Annotated in this window: 13 protein-coding genes and 1 other RNA gene; 6 read left to right on the top strand and 8 right to left on the bottom strand. The window is 37.3% G+C overall.

Annotated elements, in window-relative coordinates; genetic code table 11:
• A complete protein-coding gene (locus ACSVH6_RS11340; protein WP_438078565.1) occupies window positions 1-1,701 on the top strand; it encodes an LIC_10190 family membrane protein in 1,701 nt (566 codons plus the stop codon).
• The gene (locus tag ACSVH6_RS11345; protein ID WP_438078567.1) at window positions 1,694-2,458 is read left to right on the top strand and encodes a TIGR02757 family protein; all 765 of its coding nucleotides are present in this window, start codon (window positions 1,694-1,696) and stop codon (window positions 2,456-2,458) included. The genes ACSVH6_RS11340 and ACSVH6_RS11345 overlap by 8 nt, the downstream gene beginning before the upstream one ends.
• 246 nt (window positions 2,459-2,704) lie before the next feature.
• Here the strand turns inward: ACSVH6_RS11345 and ACSVH6_RS11350 are convergent, their stop codons facing one another.
• Window positions 2,705-3,292: an RNA polymerase sigma factor gene (locus ACSVH6_RS11350; RefSeq protein WP_438078568.1), complete on the bottom strand. Its 588-nt coding sequence runs from the start codon at window positions 3,290-3,292 to the stop codon at window positions 2,705-2,707.
• A 257-nt stretch (window positions 3,293-3,549) separates the two neighbouring features.
• Between ACSVH6_RS11350 and uvrA the strand changes: the two genes are divergently transcribed.
• Window positions 3,550-6,339, top strand: coding sequence for an excinuclease ABC subunit UvrA (uvrA, locus tag ACSVH6_RS11355; protein WP_438078570.1), 2,790 nt, complete (start codon window positions 3,550-3,552; stop codon window positions 6,337-6,339).
• A gap of 50 nt (window positions 6,340-6,389) precedes the next feature.
• On the opposite strand, the gene ACSVH6_RS11360 is transcribed toward uvrA, so the two are convergent.
• Window positions 6,390-7,568, bottom strand: a complete 1,179-nt coding sequence (locus ACSVH6_RS11360; RefSeq protein WP_438078572.1) for a M28 family peptidase — start codon at window positions 7,566-7,568, stop codon at window positions 6,390-6,392.
• Window positions 7,569-7,852: 284 nt separating this feature from the next.
• Here ACSVH6_RS11360 and ACSVH6_RS11365 point away from each other — a divergent pair, with 284 nt between their 5' ends.
• Window positions 7,853-8,479: a hypothetical protein gene (locus ACSVH6_RS11365; RefSeq protein ID WP_438078574.1), complete on the top strand. Its 627-nt coding sequence runs from the start codon at window positions 7,853-7,855 to the stop codon at window positions 8,477-8,479.
• Window positions 8,480-8,566: 87 nt separating this feature from the next.
• Here ACSVH6_RS11365 and ACSVH6_RS11370 read toward each other — a convergent pair whose 3' ends face one another.
• The 3 genes from ACSVH6_RS11370 to ACSVH6_RS11380 form a co-directional block, all read right to left on the bottom strand.
• Entirely contained in the window at window positions 8,567-10,003 is a 1,437-nt protein-coding gene (locus ACSVH6_RS11370; RefSeq protein ID WP_438078576.1) for an MFS transporter, read from the bottom strand.
• 35 nt (window positions 10,004-10,038) lie between these two features.
• Window positions 10,039-12,138: a glycoside hydrolase family 97 protein gene (locus tag ACSVH6_RS11375; RefSeq protein ID WP_438078578.1), complete on the bottom strand. Its 2,100-nt coding sequence runs from the start codon at window positions 12,136-12,138 to the stop codon at window positions 10,039-10,041.
• 177 nt (window positions 12,139-12,315) lie between these two features.
• Window positions 12,316-13,518 carry an NAD(P)-dependent oxidoreductase gene (locus tag ACSVH6_RS11380; protein WP_438078580.1) on the bottom strand — a complete coding sequence of 401 codons (1,203 nt, stop codon included), beginning with the start codon at window positions 13,516-13,518 and terminating at the stop codon, window positions 12,316-12,318.
• Window positions 13,519-13,736: 218 nt separating this feature from the next.
• On the opposite strand from ACSVH6_RS11380, the gene ACSVH6_RS11385 reads away from it, so the two are divergent.
• Complete coding sequence (locus ACSVH6_RS11385; protein WP_438078581.1) at window positions 13,737-14,939, top strand: serine hydrolase domain-containing protein; 1,203 nt, start codon at window positions 13,737-13,739, stop codon at window positions 14,937-14,939.
• A gap of 62 nt (window positions 14,940-15,001) precedes the next feature.
• Window positions 15,002-15,399, top strand: a transfer-messenger RNA (tmRNA) gene (gene ssrA, locus ACSVH6_RS11390).
• Window positions 15,400-15,974: 575 nt separating this feature from the next.
• On the opposite strand, the gene ACSVH6_RS11395 is transcribed toward ssrA, so the two are convergent.
• From ACSVH6_RS11395 to ACSVH6_RS11405, 3 genes are all read right to left on the bottom strand, one after another.
• The gene (locus ACSVH6_RS11395; RefSeq protein WP_438078583.1) at window positions 15,975-17,966 is read right to left on the bottom strand and encodes a TonB-dependent receptor; all 1,992 of its coding nucleotides are present in this window, start codon (window positions 17,964-17,966) and stop codon (window positions 15,975-15,977) included.
• Between the two features lie 66 nt (window positions 17,967-18,032).
• Complete coding sequence (locus tag ACSVH6_RS11400) at window positions 18,033-18,884, bottom strand: hypothetical protein (protein ID WP_438078585.1); 852 nt, start codon at window positions 18,882-18,884, stop codon at window positions 18,033-18,035.
• Between the two features lie 117 nt (window positions 18,885-19,001).
• Entirely contained in the window at window positions 19,002-19,370 is a 369-nt protein-coding gene (locus ACSVH6_RS11405; protein ID WP_438078587.1) for a hypothetical protein, read from the bottom strand.
• Window positions 19,371-19,389 lie beyond the last annotated feature (19 nt).

Here is a 19,389-nt window from a genome sequence, read left to right on the forward strand (position 1 = left end):
ATGCTGCTAATTCTGTTAAGCTGGGTTTACATTTTTTTGACCTGTGTCAGTTTAGGGAGTGGTCTTTCGAAATGGTTAAAAATTTCTACCGCTGATGTTGTTTTTACCCCGATATTGGGGTTGTTCGGGGTAACACTTTTGGCGAGTAGCTGGGCATTCTTTGGACCTATTTCGCTCACCTTCCACATTGTATTATTCTTGATTTCAGTTTTTTTTGGGTACCAAAACAAAACCGAACTTAAGTATCTGTTTCAAATAGCCTTAACAGAATTCCATTCATTTTCTAAATCAATTAAATGGCTTTTTATCAGCAGTAGTTTTTTGATATTGGCTCAAAGTGCGACACTTCCCTACATCATAGACAATGAAACTTATTACATACAGACTATCAAATGGTTAAATGAATATGGTTTTGTAAAAGGGTTAGCCAACCTGCATTTATTTTTTGGTCAAACGAGCGCTTGGCATATTGCACAAAGTGTTTATAATTTTTCATTTCTTTACGATCGATTCAATGATTTGAATGGCTTTTGTTTGTTGCTGGCGAATTTTTTTGCCTTTCGAAAGTTGCAACAATTTATCATGCATCGGAATAAAACAGATCTACTTTTTGGTCTATTTCCGTTGACTTATGTTTTTTTATTTCAATTCGTCAATGCCCCTTCCCCTGATTTTCCTGTTTATGTACTGAGCTTTCTTATTTTTTCCCTTTTTCTGGAAAAGAATGAAAGCAACAAACGGGAAGTATTTAATAAGATAGTTGTTTTAGCTGTATTCGCTTCATTTATTAAAATTACGGCGGTAATACTATTGCTTTTCCCGTTGTCTATTTTCTTTAGCAACTATAAAACCGTCAATCAACGTTCTGTCCAAATTAAGTTGATTACAACGGTTACCGTTTTAATTGCAGTGATCAAAAATATTACGCTGACCGGTTATCCTTTATTTCCATTGGCTTTTCAACCATTTCCTGATTTGAATTATAAAATTCCAACGGAAATTATGGATTTCTTTTTTAGCAAAAGTATGATGCATTCATTTTACCTCCCGAACAGCAGGTTTGAAAATGCCTCTTTTTGGGATTTTATAGGACTGTATTTTTTCAATAATGGTATCAATAGTATCATTGCCATAACCACAGTAGTTTTTGTTATATTGGGACCGATTCTCATTTACAAGTACCGACTTCCAAAAACAATTTGGACCATTTATGCTGCATTTATAATTCTGTTGGGATTACTTTGTTGCAGTTCCCCTCAATATCGTTTTTATGTTTACTTCACATTATTTTTTGGTTTACTCTTACTAGCCTTGTTATTAAAAAAGGTTCGTCACATCATACTTTTAGAAATTTTGAGTATTGCAGTCATTGGTATATTGTTATTTTTACCGGTCTCATTCAAGGCTTTAACCGTAAATCCTTTTTTAGCAAACAACAGTGTTTTCCATTTCAAAAACATTTTAATTCCTGAGCCGAATACCAAGTATCAATTAGAATTTAAAGGCGATAGCCGAGGCAATATGAAATTTAATACCCCTGTCGACTCTTCCTTGTTTTGGATGAATGGAAATGGAAAATTACCGTGTGTCAATTCGGTACAATTAATTTATTTTGAAACCAATTTTCATCTGATGCCACAACAACGAAGTAATAACTTAGCTGATGGTTTTTACTCTCAAAAACTAACCGGTCATGACTAAAAGCGAACTCAAAGAGTTTTTGGATGAAAAAGTAATACTTTACAACAATCCAAGGTTTATTGAAAGTGATCCCATTCAGATTCCACATCAATTTTCATTAAAGGAGGATATCGAAATTGCCGGATTTTTGACCGCAACTATAACTTGGGGGAATCGGAAAATGATTATCAACAATGCACAAAAATTGATTACTTTTATGGGAAATTCACCCTACGATTTTGTGATAAACCATGAAGAACGTCATTTAGAACTGATGGAAAACTTTGTTCACAGAACATTTAACGGGCAAGATTGTGTTACATTTATAAAAGGGTTGCAACATATTTACAACAATTATAATGGATTAGAAGATGCTTTTACAACAAGTAAACACCTCTCTTCTACTCAGGAAAATATTGCTGCATTTAAAAAAATATTCTTTGAAATAGAGCATGGAACCCGAACGACCAAACATATTTCCGACCCATTGCAAGGTTCTGCAGCCAAGAGATTAAATATGTATTTGCGTTGGATGTGCCGAAAAGATAATGCTGGAGTAGATTTTGGTATTTGGAAAAGCATTCCAATGTCCGCCCTTTCCTGTCCACTGGATGTTCATTCCGGAAATGTAGCCCGAAAGCTTGGCTTATTGACCCGCAAACAAAATGATGCTAAAGCTTTAAATGAATTAGACCAAAATCTGCGTCAACTAGATGCCGATGATCCCGTAAAATACGATTTTGCACTTTTCGGATTGGGTGTTTTCGAGGGATTTTGAGAATAAAAACAAACCGCCCAGTAAATTTATACCAGGCGGTTTGTTTAATTAGCTATTGTATCGAAGTTCATGTTACCCACCTTCATAATACTCAATGCACAAGAATATTGAAGTATTAGTCGAATGGTTTCTTTTTTGGGCAACATGGTTTTGTTTGCTAATTTTCGTTTAGAGTAAAGTTTTGCCATAAAAACTATAATATTGGTTAGATACAATAGCATAACGCAAAAAATTACTTTTTATTGTTTACGAAGGCAAATAAATTTTATTTTTTTCAATTACCTTTCTCAAATTAGTCATGGCATAACGCATACGTCCCAAAGTCGTATTAACACTTACTCCTGTAAAATCTGAGATTTCTTTGAAACTCATATCCAGATAATAACGCATCATCACCACCTCTTTTTGATCATGAGGCAATTCCTCAATAATATTTTTCAAATCAATTTCAACCTGATTTTTTATCAAGCGGGATTCAATATTCATAGAATTGTCGCGTATAGTAGCAAAGACTGACATATCCTCAGTATCTCTGTTCAAAGGCATTTTTTTATCACTTCTGAATTTGTCGATAATGAGATTACTGGCAATACGCAATACCCAAGAAAGAAACTTTCCTTCTTCATTATAGTACTTTTTTGCTTTGAGAGTATGGATTACCTTAAAAAAGGTTTCCTGAAAAATATCTTCAGTTATATCTCTATCCGACACTTTCGAATAGATGTATCCGTAAATTTTTGACTGATGTCTGTTAACAAGTATAGCCAAAGCATTTTCATCGCCGGCAACATACTTATCTACCAATAAAGCATCTGGAAGTTGTGATTTAGCCATAATATTACCTTTTAGTAAGGGTTAAAAAAGAGAGTTTTTAATCTAAAAAGTAATGTTTTGCTATAGGCTAATTTTTGTTTGTGAATTATTTATGAATCAAATTTAACATAATTTTAAACAAATAAACAAATTTATATTGAAAAATTAACAAAATAAGCGCAATTTGGATCTCACAAGCTTCAATTTTATATGGTTTTAGATATAATTTTAATCCCAGTTACTAATTGATTATCTTTGTGCTCATTCCCTTTTTTACTATGAAAAGTACTGAAATAGCTACATTGGAACCCAAGAAAAACATCTTAATCAAAGGTGCTCAAATCCACAATTTAAAAAATTTGAATGTGGTCATACCACGTAACGAATTGGTTGTCATTACCGGACTTTCAGGTTCCGGAAAATCCAGTTTGGCTTTTGACACCTTGTATGCTGAAGGACAAAGACGCTATGTGGAAAGCTTATCCTCATATGCTCGCCAGTTTTTGGGAAGATTGGACAAACCAAAAGTGGAATACATCAAAGGCATTGCTCCGGCTATTGCCATTGAGCAAAAAGTGAATACCACTAATGCGAGGTCAACCGTTGGGACTTCCACTGAAATTTATGATTATTTAAAATTACTTTTTGCCCGGGTAGGAAAAACCTATTCGCCGATTTCGGGTAATGAAGTCAAAAAAGATACAGTCACCGATGTTACCTCCAAAGTAAAAACATTTACCCCCGACAGCAAGTGGCTCCTGCTTGCTCCTATTCATTTAGAGGAAGGCAGAAAACTCGAAGACAAACTGAAAGTCTTACTACAACAGGGGTTTGCCCGTATTTTGGTTGATAATGAAATGGTTCGTTTAGATGAAATTGAGCAACATTCGTTAGATAACAAAGACATTCTTTTGATTATTGACCGAATTGTAGTAAAACAAGAGGAAGAGTTTTTTAACCGTTTGGCAGATGCTGTTCAGACAGCTTTCTTTGAAGGCAAAGGGATTTGTTATTTACAGGAATTGCAAACGAATAAACGTCTGGAATTCAGTACCAATTTTGAGTTGGACGGTATGACTTTTTTGGAGCCAAACATTCATCTTTTCAGTTTCAACAATCCTTATGGCGCCTGTCCTACTTGTGAAGGATACGGCAACATAATTGGTGTTGATGAAGAATTGGTTATTCCTAACACCTCTCTTTCTGTATATGAAAATGCTATATTTCCCTGGCGTGGTGAAAGCATGAGTTGGTACCGTGACCAATTGGTCAACAATGCCTACAAATTTGACTTCCCTATTCATAAACCGTATTTTGAATTAAACGAAGAGCAACGGGATTTAATTTGGAAAGGCAACAGCTACTTCACAGGATTGGATGACTTTTTTAGAGAACTCGAAGAGAAAAATTATAAAATTCAAAACCGAGTGATGCTCTCGCGTTATCGAGGTAAAACCAAGTGTACAACTTGCAAAGGCAAACGTTTACGCAAAGAAGCCAACTATATTGCCGTTGGCGGCAAAACCATTTCAGAATTGGTTGATATGTCAATCAAAAGTTTGATTCCTTTTTTTAAAGAATTGACGCTTTCTGAATACGATGCCAAAGTGGCCAAACGACTTTTAATTGAAATCAATAACCGGTTGGCTTTTCTGAGCGATGTAGGATTGGATTACTTGACTTTGAATCGCAATTCCGCCACTCTTTCAGGTGGTGAATCACAACGTATTAATCTGGCTACTTCATTGGGAAGCAGTTTGGTGGGTTCGATGTATATCTTGGACGAACCCAGTATTGGTTTGCATCCAAAAGATACGGAACGTTTGATAAAAGTACTGAAAAACCTGCGCGATTTAGGGAATACCGTTATTGTTGTGGAACATGACGAGGATATTATGAAGGCAGCTGACCGAATTATAGATATTGGTCCTGAAGCGGGAACTTTCGGAGGGGAATTGGTAGCCGAAGGTACTTTTACAGAAATCCTAAAATCGGATTCTTTAACTGCAAAATATCTGAATGGACAATTAGAAATTTCCATTCCGAAGAAAAGAAGAAAATCAAATAATTATATCGAAATCAAAGGCGCCCGTGAAAATAACCTGCAAAATATAGACGTGGCATTTCCACTAGAAAGTTTAACCGTTATTACCGGTGTTTCGGGAAGTGGAAAGAGTACCTTAGTAAAGAAAATTCTTTTTCCTGCTGTACAAAAAAAGATAGAAGGTATTGGAGACAAAGCCGGTCAGTTCACCGAATTAACCGGAAGTTTTTCGCATATCAAACACATTGAATATGTGGATCAAAACCCTATCGGAAGAAGTTCCCGTTCCAATCCGGTAACTTATATCAAAGCTTATGATGATATTCGAGATTTGTATGCCAAAGAAAAGCTGTCAAAAGTACGTGGCTATCAGGCTAAACATTTTTCTTTTAATGTAGATGGCGGTCGATGTGAAACCTGTAAGGGAGAAGGCTCTATAAATGTTGAAATGGTGTTTATGGCTGACGTTTCATTGCCTTGTGATACTTGTGGTGGCAAACGTTTTAAGAAAGAAGTACTGGAAGTAACTTTTGAAGGTAAAAATATAGATGATATCCTAACAATGACTATTGATGATGCCATTATGTTCTTTGCCGAAAATAAGCAAACCAAAATCATTCAGAAGCTGCAACCTTTACAAGATGTAGGGTTAGGATATGTACAATTGGGACAATCCTCCTCAACTCTTTCCGGTGGTGAAGCACAACGCATCAAGTTAGCATCATTTTTGGTTAAGGGAGCTACCAAAGAAAAAGCTTTATTTGTTTTTGATGAGCCAACAACCGGTTTACATTTTCATGACATTAAAAAGCTATTAGCTTCATTTGATGCTTTGATTGAAAAAGGTCATTCCATCATCGTTATCGAGCACAATCTGGATTTGATAAAATGTGCCGATTGGATAATCGATTTAGGACCGGAAGGCGGTGAAAACGGTGGACAACTCCTCGCAATTGGAACTCCGGAAGATTTGGTAAAAAACAAAAAATCGATTACTGGATTTTACTTGAAAGACAAATTATAAAAAATAAAAAAGCCTCTCGTTATGAGAGGCTTTTTACTTCTGAAATAAAATTATTCAATCATAATTTTCTTCGTGATTCTTTTTGAAGACGTTTCCAAAATCGCCAGATACATTCCTTTAGTAATATTTTCCAAGGTGACTGTTTCAATTAACTGAGCATTGTTTATTTGCTTTTGTAAGACCACTTTTCCTTGTAAATCAATTAATGAAAACAAATATTGTGTATCGGTCAGAGTACCCAGATTAATATGCAACGTATCCATAGCCGGACTCGGATAAAAGCTGACCTGATTTTCGTTTTCAAATGTGCTGCTTTCTAAACTGGTAGCGGCAACCGCAAAATGCATGGTCGCTCCTATAGTGGCTTTGGCTACATTATAGTTATAAACCGGATCCATGTATATGAGTAAATCGGTATTGGTGTGTTTATGAGTGGTTTCGTTGGTTTCGAAAAGTCCGGTAATGATTTCATTATTGCTTTGAAATGACATATAATCGGATGCATAAGCATATGATAAATATGTATTTAAAGGAGAATACAATCCTACACAAGTTATCAATTCGTTGGTCATAATGCTCGATTGCGCATTATTGGTAGAGGGATTATTATTGGTGTCTCTCTCACAAGTAATCGTATCATTTGTCATACCGGCTACTCCACCCACTTCGTCTAAATTCAATACCAAACGTATATTCATTTTCGGATTCGTATTATTAACACGATTGGTTACATAGCTTTGACTGCCCAGTAACCCGTCTTCCTCACCGCTGAAATTAATGAATTTTATTGAATATTCCGTGGGGATGTTTTGCAACAAACGCGCTGTTTCTAATATACATGCCACTCCACTTCCATTGTCATTGGTCCCAGTGCCTCCGGTAGAATCGTAATGTCCGCAAACAATCACATAAGTATTAGGATAAACAGTCCCAACCTTGGTCACAATCAAATTTTTACAAGTGTAACCTGAGTTGGTATAAGACTGTTCTTCTATCTGTGAAGCAGTATATCCATAGCTTAAATATTTGTTTTCTAACCATGTCAATGTATTTTGGAGTGCAGTTGTACCGCGCTTCTTCAGACCTAGAGCCTGAAATTCAGTCAAATCATTAGTGACGTTGGTTTGGGAACATTGTTCTACCACGGTGCCGTAATAAGATATATACTGTTGACCGAAACTTTGTCCGACCATAAATAAAATGGCAAATGAAAGAAGTAGGTTTTTCATTGAATAATCAATATTGTTTTTTAGGTTTCATTCAAAATTCAGCAACAAATGTACTAAAAAAACAATGCTACCATAAATTTTACCTCATATTGTTTGATAAAAAAACAAGATTATACAGAAACACAAACCGCTGATTATCTTTTAATTAGCAATCCTTAATCAAATCTTAAGAATTGAAAACCGATTTATGGCACACTGATTGAAATACCCATCATAACAAAATTATTTTGTTCGAAGATGCTGAAAATCGAAAGAGTAAGCAAAAACTCAAAATTAGTTTGATCATGAAAAAAATTACACTTTTAGTAGCTGTCATTTTACTGTCAGGAAGTGCAGCGAAAGCATCAGCAGTAATCAAAAATTCAGATGAAGATAGGAGAAACAGATTTGACCTTAATGAGCCAATCTCATTTACAGAAAGAGGAATTGAGTTTTTTGTTTTCCCAAATGGTGACTTTGATTTTAATACCCGTCCACAAGACAGCCAAGGAGATTACTATTATAAAACTGCCGGAAAACAGACAACTGCGGCAACTTCAAGAAAAGCTGTAAATTATGGTGTTTTGATTGAGCACGACAGTTTTGGCAGAATCAGAAGAGTTGGCAACACGTTCATCAACTATGATAGCCGAGACCGAGTAAGCCGAATTGGTACAGTTTATATGAAATACAACCGTTGGTCATTGACTCAAATTGGAGGGATGCAATTAATATACAATCGAAGAGGTGATATCGTAGATATGATTGGAAGTGTGAAAGGAAGAAATCGAGGATACACTTATAATTACTACCAACACAATGACAATGATGATAGAGACAATGACGATTACAATACTTCTTCAAACAACAGTGATGAGTACTATTACTATAAAGCAGATGGTACCAAAACAAAAATTGAAGGTCAAAAATAAAAGGTTAGATTGGTTTTAGATGTTTGGTTAGGGTTCGAGAATCCCGCGAAGTGGTAACACCTAGCGGGATTTTTGATTTATATATCTTTAGTGTCCACCTTCTATTTTATTCTCAAAATCAATCCCTTGATTTTTCAAAATACCGGTAACTTTCCATGCGTAAAATGCCAAATAGGCAAAACAAATTACACCAACAATATAACTGGAATGAATATTAGTCATATCAGCCAAATAACCTTGCAACCAGCTTATAATTCCACCTCCCATAATCATCATAATCAAAAAACTACTGCCTTGACTGGTATGTTTTCCTAAACCACTGATGGCTAACGTAAAAATACAAGGCCATAACGTACTGCAAAACAATCCTACTGAAGTAAAGGCATAAACACTGGTCATCCCAGACGTTGACATCCCTATTAGCAAAGCCAAAATTCCCAAAACAGAGAAAATCAAAAGCATTTTTGCAGGACTCCCTTTACTGGCCATATCCGCAATAATCAATACAATAATAATTAACGCATAAATATAAAAATGAGACAAATCATGATCCATAAATTTATTAACCCCTAAGAAAACTCCAAAAGCTAAATAGGGCGCAATAAAGCGTAATATCCTTTGTTTGTTCATATTATCAGTAAAGGCTTCAATGGCACCGGTCCAACGACCAATCATCAAACTTGCCCAATACAGGGAAATAAAAGGGGCAATATCCTTAGTCATATAGCCTAAACCTTTTTCCATGTAAGCCGGTAAATTACTGGCAGTTGAGACTTCAACACCAACATAAACAAAAATCCCTATCATTCCCAGAATCAATTGTGGGTACTTTAACGCTGAACTTCTATTGTTGCTTGTACTGTCTTCGGTTGCAACAACCGCTTGTGGTTTATCGGGCAATGAAGACATCTTCAATAAAACAGCCACCAATAAGAATGCTCCTCCCAACACCAAATAAGGTATCTTAACACTTTCTATACTCATATCGGTATTACTTGAAGTGGCTGAACCAAAAATGGCAAAACTCACTATCAACGGACCGATGGTCGTACCTAAGTTATTCACACCGCCTGCCAAAGTCAATCGTTGTGATCCGGTAGTGATAGGTCCTAAAGCAATGGCTAACGGATTGGCCACAGTTTGTTGTAATGAGAATCCCAAAGCCACAATAAACAATCCGGAAAGCATTAACGGAAAAGAACCTGAATTTGCTGCCGGATAGAACAACAGCGTTCCCAAGGCAGAAATAACAAGTCCTAAAGCTAAAGAGTTTTTATATCCGATTCGGTTTATTAAATCTCCTTTGGTCAAATAGGATATTATCATGTAAATTATAGAACCTACAGTATAAGCAACATAAAATGCTACCGATACGAGCTGACTTTGTCCTTGGGTTAAATCAAAAGCTTTTTTGAAAACCGGAATTAAAATGTCATTACTGGCTGCTACAAATCCCCAAAAGAAAAATACAGTCACTAAGGGAATAAATTGGGCCCAATTGGTTTTAGTTTGTTCGGATGTCATAATTTTGGTTTGGTTGGTTGGTTAGTTTGATTGGTTTAATTAATCGGTTTGAAACTGATAGCCGTCCCTCCTCCGTTAGCCAAATGTAACTTTATTTTGGATTTTGACGTTACTTGTATTGTTTTTACAGTATAGGATTTTGGATTTTTCTGCCAATCTGCATCTGGACCATCCTGATAAACAATGGCTTGATACTTTTTCTTCGGGGTTAAAAAGTCCAATTTAATTTCTGTGTTACGCGCATTTTCATCGGTTATGGCACCCAAAAACCAATTTTCTGATTTTTTGTCTTTTCGAACAACCGTTAAATAATCTCCCGGCTCAGCCTCTAAATAGTTACTTTCTTGCCAATCTACTGCAACGTCTTTGATAAACTGAAAAGCATCGGGATATTTTTCATAATTTTCAGGTAAATCCGCAGCCATCTGCAAAGGAGAGTACATCGTAACATATAAGGCCAATTGTTTAGCCAATGTGGTATGAACCTGTTCTGTTTTCTTGGAATCATAAACATTCATTTTGATTTCAAAGATACCTGGTGTATAATCCATCGGTCCTCCCAATAATCTTGTAAAAGGTAAAATGGTTTCATGCATCGGGGGATTGCCCGAACTCCAGGCGTTGAATTCTGTTCCGCGGGCAGCTTCAGCAGCAATGTAATTCGGATAAGTTCTGCTATAGCCTGTCGGACGTGAGCTTTCATGCGAGTTCACCATTACTTTATAATCCGCAGCTCTGCGAGCTACATAGTTAAAATGATTGACCATCGTTTGTCCGTCATGAAATTCGCCACGTGGTATGATGCGTCCCACATAACCTGTTTTTACTGCCGGATAACCATATTGAGTCATCAATTCCAAAGCTCGGTCCAAATGTCTTTCATAATTGGCAACCGAACCCGAAGTTTCGTTGTGCATAATCATTTTAATTCCTTTTAATTTGGCATAATCGTTTACCGCTTGCAAATCAAAATCCGGATAGGGCGTCGTAAAGTCAAACACTTCTTCTTTCCAATTGCCAAACCAATCCTCCCAGCCTGTGTTCCAGCCTTCCACCAAGACACCGTCAAAACCGTTTTTAGCAGCAAAATCAATATATCTTTTGGTGTTTTCGGTGGTAGCACCATGCTTCCCGGAAGGTTTCAGTTGACCATCAGCCGCGTTTTGAGCATTTTGAGAACCGGCATAATCCCAAGTCGACTTCCCTACATGCATTTCCCACCAAACACCAACATATTTCATAGGCTTTATCCAGGAAGTATCATCAATTTTAGATGGCTCATTTAAATTCAAAATCATCTTTGACCCTACAATATCACGCGCATCATCACTCACCATTACAGTCCGCCAAGGCGATACGCAAGGAGTTTGCAAATAAGCTTTATCTCCGATAGCATTGGGAACCAAATGCGATTTTAAAACGTAATTCTGCACATCAGCATCCAAATGCATTACCGGGTAATTCACTACCGCCGCTTCAAAAATATTCAGATAAAGCTTCTCTGCGGTTTTCATCATCAGGGGTGACTGCACTACATATTTCCCTGCTATTGATTTTAAAGCAATACCGTTATTTTTGTCAATATTATCGGTGTTAATTTCAGAAAACTTTGTTTCTGCATAAGGGTATTCCTGGCTGTCAAAATCACCCGGCAACCAGAAAACAGTATGGTCACCGGTCAAATTAAACTCCGATACCTCATCCGAAATAATAAAATAATTTAAGTTGGCCTGTTTCGGAAAATCATAACGAAAAGCAACACCTTCATCAAAAACCCGGAAAATGATATTCATTTTTCGTCCTGATTTATTTTGACTTAGCGAAACGGTTAACTCATTATAACTATTTTTTATATTCGCTTGTTCTCCTAAAACTGGTTGCCACGTTTCATTAACAGCTCGGCTAGAGGAATTGTCCAAAGAAAAATCAGCCGTCAAATCTCCCCCTCCTTTCAGCTTGATACCTAAATAACTTAAAAGGACAACCGCTTTGTTTTTATAATACACACTATAAGCGGGTTGCCCGTTCTCAATTAGTTTAAAATCAACCGAAATATTTTTCGAAGGAGATTGTACATTTTGGGCATTCAGTAGCGTTCCTAAAAACAACAGTCCCAAAAGTTGAAACTTTTTCATATCAAAGCGTTTTTGATTTATGTAGTTATTATTTAATTTTTGAGTCTAAAAATACATTTATAATAGTTTTAGCTCACTATTCCTTTTAATTAGTTATTAACGAAATCGATTTCTTAAAACAATTTCCATAAAAAAAATCCCGATGTTACTCGAGATTTCCTTTTTGATACTAATCTGTTATTTACCGTCTACATAATCCTGAAGATAAGCAAAACGAGGTGTAAGTTTACCCTGTTCGGTAATTTTAGCCCGTTGCAGTATACCGTCCTTATCCCCATTAAAAAAGGCAGGAATCACATGTTGCATGAACATCTCACCAAATCCTTCACTGGCATCTTTAGGCAACTCGCAAGGCAAATTATCCACCGACATGACCATAACTGAGCCCGGGTGGGTATAAGGCACTTCTTTATTTTCGCTTGGCAAATACCCAAAGAATGGATCGGCAATAGTAGAAGCTTTGATGGTACAGGCTATCGGACCGTCCACATCACAAGAAATATCGGCAACTACTTTAATTTTACAATCTACCGCCTGAAGCATTTCGCGGGTTAAGATATCGGGCGAACCGTTTCCGTGAAAATGACCAGCTATAAATATATCAGCTACTTTACTGAACCGTTCAAAATCAGAAGTGTATTCCTGCGGATTTTTGTAAAAATCAGTATTGTCTAAAACCTGACCGTCCAAACGCTTGTTGTAATCCAGTACGTCAATTTGAGTGTAAACGGGCTGTGTATAAATTTTGTTTAAAAAATCCTCCACCGAAACCTGTTTTATTTTCATTCCGTCCAGCATTTCCTTAGCCCCCATGCCTACTTTACCGTGACCGGTCAAAACAATTTTAATGTTAGGCAACACCGGGCGTTTTAATCGTTCAATCAAATCAGCTTGGCTGTGCAACGTTTCCGCCTTTGGCAAATTGAATAACTCATATTTAATTCCAAAAGCTCTGAAACCATTATACGCTCCCACGATTCCGGCATAACGTCCAAAACCAATCAACCTTCTGTTGTTGGCATCCACTATGGTTTCATGATCATAGAGCTCAATGTTTTTAGCCAAAATGGCCTGCAACAACTTTCGGTTATGGGCTTGCTTTTTAATGGTATGTGAAAAGAAAAAATACTTTTTATTTGGAATCAGATAATCCACAGGAATTTCTTTTACTCCAAAAAACACATCACAATCCGATATATCTTCGGCCACCTCAATACCGAGATTTTTGTATTCCTCATCTTTGAAAACGCGAATATCCGAGCTCTCAACCCTTACCACTGCTTCGGGATGCTCTTGTTGTAAACGTACCAATTCTTCCGGGGTAAAAACAACTCTTCTGTCAGGTGGATTTTTTCGTTCTTTTATGATTCCAAATTTCATTGTAGCAAATTTTATTTCCCGCCAAAAGTAGTAGTATGCGAAACGTTTTCAAAACTTTTTTCAAGAAATAACCATTCTCTTTTTGTAAAACGTAAGTTGACAATTAACTCTTTACAAAATCATCGTTTGCAATTGTGAAAAACCTGTTGATAGCTTTCAAAAAAAGCGATGCAAACCTTAGACTGAATACTTATATTTGTTATCCAATTATTTAAAAAATGACGCTGAATTTAACCCGACATATAGCCGTTTTACTAACCGCAACACTACTTTTTATTTCCTGTACCAAACAAGAAAAAACAGAAGAAGGCATCCTTAAAGTCAATAAAGAAGGGATTCCCGTGATGCAACCCTTACAGGAAGAAATGCCCAAACTTACTGCTGATTATATCGCCGATAAAAAATACGGTGCAGAACGTTTCTTCGAAAAAATATGGTCTGAAAAGAATGATAACGTTGCTTTTTTAGTAGCCAAAAACGGGCAGATTATTTATGAAAATTACATGGGGTATGCCAATAAAAGCACCGATGAAAAAATCACCAAAGACACTCCTTTGCACATTGCCTCAGTAAGTAAAGTTTTGACTTCCACCGCCGTGTTAATGTTGGTTGATACCAAAAAAATCACACTGAATCAAAAAGTAAATACCATCATCAAAAATTTCCCTTATCCCGATGTAACGGTGCAAACCTTACTGAACCACAGAAGTGGGATGAAAAACTATGCCTATTTCACTTATGAAAACGGGAATTGGGACAAAAAACAAACACTAACCAATGAAGATATTGTCAAAGTTATGGTCGACAAACAAATCCCATTGGAGACCAAAACAGATACGCACTTCAGTTATTGCAACACCAACTATGCCATGTTGGCATTAATTATCGAAAAAGTAACCGGGTTAAAATACCCCGAAGCGATGAAAGAAATGATTTTCTCTCCGCTGGGGATGACCCATACTTTTGTATTTGACATTACCAAAGACCGTGGGAATGTAGCGCCATCATATAAAGGAAATAACGTAGAAATCGGGGTAGATTACTTAGACGGAATTTATGGCGATAAAAACATTTATTCCACTCCGAGAGATTTACTCAAATTTGACAAAGCCCGTTACGCCCCGTTCTTCCTGAACCCTGATTTAATAAAAAAAATATACACCGGATACAGCAATGAATGCAAAGGCATCCGAAACTATGGCTTAGGCGTAAGAATGACCTGCTTTGAAAAAGGAGAACCCTTTTACTATCACAACGGCTGGTGGCACGGCAATACCTCATCCTTCCTGAATTTGAGAAAAGAAAAAGTAACCATCATTGCCCTGTCAAATAAGTTCACCAAAAAAACATACCAAACTAAAAATCTGGCTGCATTATTCGGAGACTATCCCTTTAAATTGAATCAGGACGGTGAAGAATAGCAAATGCTGATTTTTTGCCTTACCTTTACGGCATAATTTTTGCGAAAGCAAAAACTGTTATTGGGGTCGACTGGTTTTGACAGCAAGTCGAATTGAACAGTAAGCACGTCGAGCCTTGTACTTTTGGCTCGTAAATCCAAAGGTACAAACTTATAAACGGCGAAAATAATTACGCTTTAGCTGCTTAATCTGAATCATAGTAAGATTTGCCTAGTCTCGTCAAGGACGAGAAGCTGGATTCTCCTCAGAAGCCTTGGTTTATGGCGGCTGGTTTAGGGGAACCGTAAAAGTAAACCTAGGAAAGGTAATGTTCTGAATCCTTTCTGACACTCATAGAGCTAAGCATTGGGTCGCGGTCTTTGGCACAGCCTAATGTCGAAAATTGAATCAGAGACTAAACGTGTAGAAAGCTCTTTAGTTGCTTGTTTGGACGGGAGTTCGACTCTCCCCGACTCCACATCACTCGCAATTGCAATGCGGATGTAAATGATAAAAATCCATCAAGTTTACTTGAATGGATTTTTTCATTTATAGCCGCCTGTCTTGTCAAAGACAGCCAATTGCATTTGCAGGTATGGAACGGTGGAGCTGAACGCAGCTACCCTCCCCAACTTCACTAAAAAAACTTTAGAACAAATCAAAAGCCTGTAAATCGTTTGATTGACAGGCTTTCCTTTTTTTAATACTATCAAATTTCAAAACAAAAGCACCCTTCCCGATAGTTTTCACGCCTACACTGATAGTTTTCCTACCTGCAGGGATAGTTTTCGCACCCGCACTGATAGTTTTCCCACCTGCAGGGATAGTTTTCCCACCTACACTGATAGTTTTCGCACCTGCACCGATAGTTTTCGCACCTGCACCGATAGTTTTCGCACCTGCACTGATAGTTTTCCCGCCTGCACTGATAGTTTTCCCACCTGCAGGGATAGTTTTCGTACCTGCACTGATAGTTTTCCCGCCTGTAGGGATAGTTTTGCTCCTTTAATTAGCCCTTAACACCCGAACAAACCCAATAAAGCAACACGCAAAACACTAAAATTTCACAACCAAATCGGTATAAAAATTACGCCCCATACGTGGAATATTGTTCCAATCTGAATACGTGGTGTAATACGTGTCCAAAAGATTCTCAACACCGGCTCGCAATCCAAAACTACAGGAACCGATTTTAAAATTATATCCAAAACCGGCGTTAATCAAAGCATAATCCGGTGTTCTGTCTTCTCCGTAATAGGGACTGTAACGGGTTTGAGTGGCATTGCCTTGCAGACTGAGTTCTGCTGAATATTTGTTAGTATGATACACCAAATCTGTGGTATAGCTAAGTGGACTGATAAAAGGTAAATTAACTTCTTTAGAATCTTTGCCATAAGTGTAAAGCACCTGCCCCTTCCATTTGAGTTCGGGAGTAAGTTTGTATGCTGCATTCCAACCAACGTTCCAAATAGTAGCATAAGGCACGGCATTGTAGACTTTTACGCCATTTGCTCCTATAGTCATCGGCACCAAATCGGCATGAGGCTGGGCAATAATATAATTGACAATATGAAAATAAGAAGCCGTTACTTTAACAGAACCTTTTTTGCTTTGGAATCCGACAAACCCATTTCCTTCAACCGATTTTTCATTTTTCAGGTTGGGATTTCCTATTTGGTCATAATTATCAAAGCTGTTGTACAAGTAAAATCCGTAGCCCTCAGAAACCGAAGGCGCTCTTTCGCCATAAGCAATCCCTAAACCATAGGTAACAATATCTTTACCGTAATGATAATTCAAGGCCAAACTTTTCAGTATGCGTTGTCGCTCTGCTTTCATATCGGGATAAAAAATCTGAAGGCTTTCCAATCCAAACGTGCTGGCCACCTTGTTGCTGTGCAAACCAACAGCTCCCGAAACCTTAAGTCCTGAATGACATGTAAAAGCATAATCATCTTCCGCATAAAAACCTTGGTAAAAAGTCCGCACATCAGGCCAGGTATACATAAACATCGGATTCTCGTTCGGATCTTGCGGATACATGGTCATTTCGGCTTTAGACTGGTTGTAAAAAGCACTCAGGTTGAATACCCAATGATGATTGGCAGCTACTGCTTTGACTTTAGAATAATAACCATAGGTTGAGCTCCAACCCGGCATGTCCATGTGTATAGGAACTGATGGACGATGGGTATCATCCATTCGGTGGGTTATGGTATTAAAATAAATTTTGGTTTCCCAATCGTTCACGATAGATTGTATTGGAACATAATCCCATTTTAAGGAAGTAATGAGTGCCTCGGCCAATGACACATCCATAGGTAGAGCCGGATAGCCCACATTGGTAGCTTTATCATAAATAACGGAGGCTTCAACCAAATGATTTTTAGCCAACTTAAAACCGGAAGTTCCGGAAAAGTTGATTTTTTTAAACTGAGAAAACAAAATTTCCCTGTCATTTCCTGCTTTGTAATTATCGGCATTGCGCGACATAAAATCGGTGTCAAAATAAAACAAACTGTCGGCATACGTAACAGAAGCTCCTATAATTTTTTGTCTGTTATTCGATTCAAAACCTGAATTAAAATTAAAATCCCATTTCTTATTGCTAAAGGCATTCGGATTCCTTTTCAAATCCACCGAACCACCTATGGTACTGCCATAACAAGCGCCTTCCTGTCCGGAACAAACGGTTGCTTCAGACAAATTTGAAACCTCAACATACGATGTTATCGGATCCATTTTATCAGTACAAGCACCAAAAATGCGCATGCCGTCAATAGTAACCAAAGTTCTTTCGGTAGCCATACTGTTGATGATGGGTTCCCAGGCATAGGCGCCTCTTTTAATCATACCAACCTTCATTGACTTTTGAAGGTATTCATCAATAGAGGATAATGTCTTTGATTGTCTTTCGGCTAAAGGGGTCTTTTTACCAATAACTATTATTTCTTTTAGCTCTAATGGCTTAACGGTATCTTTTGGTGTTTCCTGCGCCATAACGGCCACAATAGGACCCAAAAGAAAACACAACAAATATCTTTTCATTGTAAAAAAAATTAAAAAGGTCATATGGTCAATCCCAAATGACCTTTTATGAGTAGTTACTGTTGTTTAAAATTCAAAGTCAAAATAAAGACTGCTTTCGGTCACAGCATCGGAAACAGCTTCCCCTTTCAACACTGTGCCTTCAGGGCTGATTAATTGCAGGTTTATTTTCCAATACCCGGTCATGGTCAACGACATTTTACCCGTATACAATCCTCCCGGTGCAGCTTGAGTCGCTGCCACATTATTAGGCGAACCATGATTCCCCATACTCGGCATCCTCGGGTCAATTTGTAAACTATAGCCATCAACCACCGGGAAATGCATCATATCCTGCATTTTAAAAATCCCTACTGTCATGTCGTTCACTGCTACTTTTGGGTGGTGGGGTTCGACATAAGCTACGATGTATTTCACCCCGTCTGATCCGGTAAAAGTATTTACTCTTCGTTCAGCAGAAGCAGGAACATCAATGACAGCTGTAGTGCTATAGTCAGTACCGTCTATCGTATAATTGATTTGCAAATCCCAATATTCAGTATCATTTTGAGGCATTTGAAATACTATATAACCTTCATAAAGCGTTCCGTCAGCGGTAACTTTTTCAACTGCTGATTTTGGACAGGAATGAGTCATCATAGACATGTGCATTAAAGGCATCCAGCTCACCTCCGCATTTTTGACATAAGTGTGGGTTGCATTATCCTTAATGCGAATGGATATTTCATTATATCCTTGTTCAAGGCTTCCCAAATGAGAATATAATTCCAAGGTATGAGTAGCATTTGTTATTTCCTGAAACTTAGAAATATTCGCCAGCTCATCAATGACAGCTTCATCAGTACTGCTGGAGCAGGAAGTTAGAGATAATAGAATTCCGGTGGCTATAATAGCCATAATCGTATGTAAACGTTTCATTTTTTTTGTTTATTTAAATTAATACATTCCCTATCGGAAAATAGTTCCGAGAGTTTTTGGACACAAGTGTCCTGTCAAATCACATCAAAAGTCATTTGACCACTGAATACAATTGATTTAAACGGCAGGAGGGTGAAACACACTTAGTGTAGCTGCATAATCATAAAAGTCAGCATAATATGTGTTTATTTTCGGAATGGAATTAAAATATATTTTTGGTAGTTCAAAAGTTGGTCCATACAAACAGAAAACCATTTCCGTTTCCTGTACACTTCCTTTTTTATTAGGAACAATCGGTTTTTCGTTTTCGGCTTCCTTCGCCAATTGTTTCATTAAATGACATTTCCCGTTACAGTGCATCATGGGTTTGTCTTTATTTACACAGAGTACCTTAGCTATATAGTCATAATTTACGATGTACTCTATCACCGGAAAAACCGGTTTTAAAAAGAGGGTTAAAGCAATTATGACGACTATTCTTCTCATATCAATACGAAAGCTCTGA

The sequence above is a fragment of the Flavobacterium sp. XGLA_31 genome, from assembly GCF_051547105.1.
Classification (GTDB): Bacteria; Bacteroidota; Bacteroidia; order Flavobacteriales; family Flavobacteriaceae; genus Flavobacterium.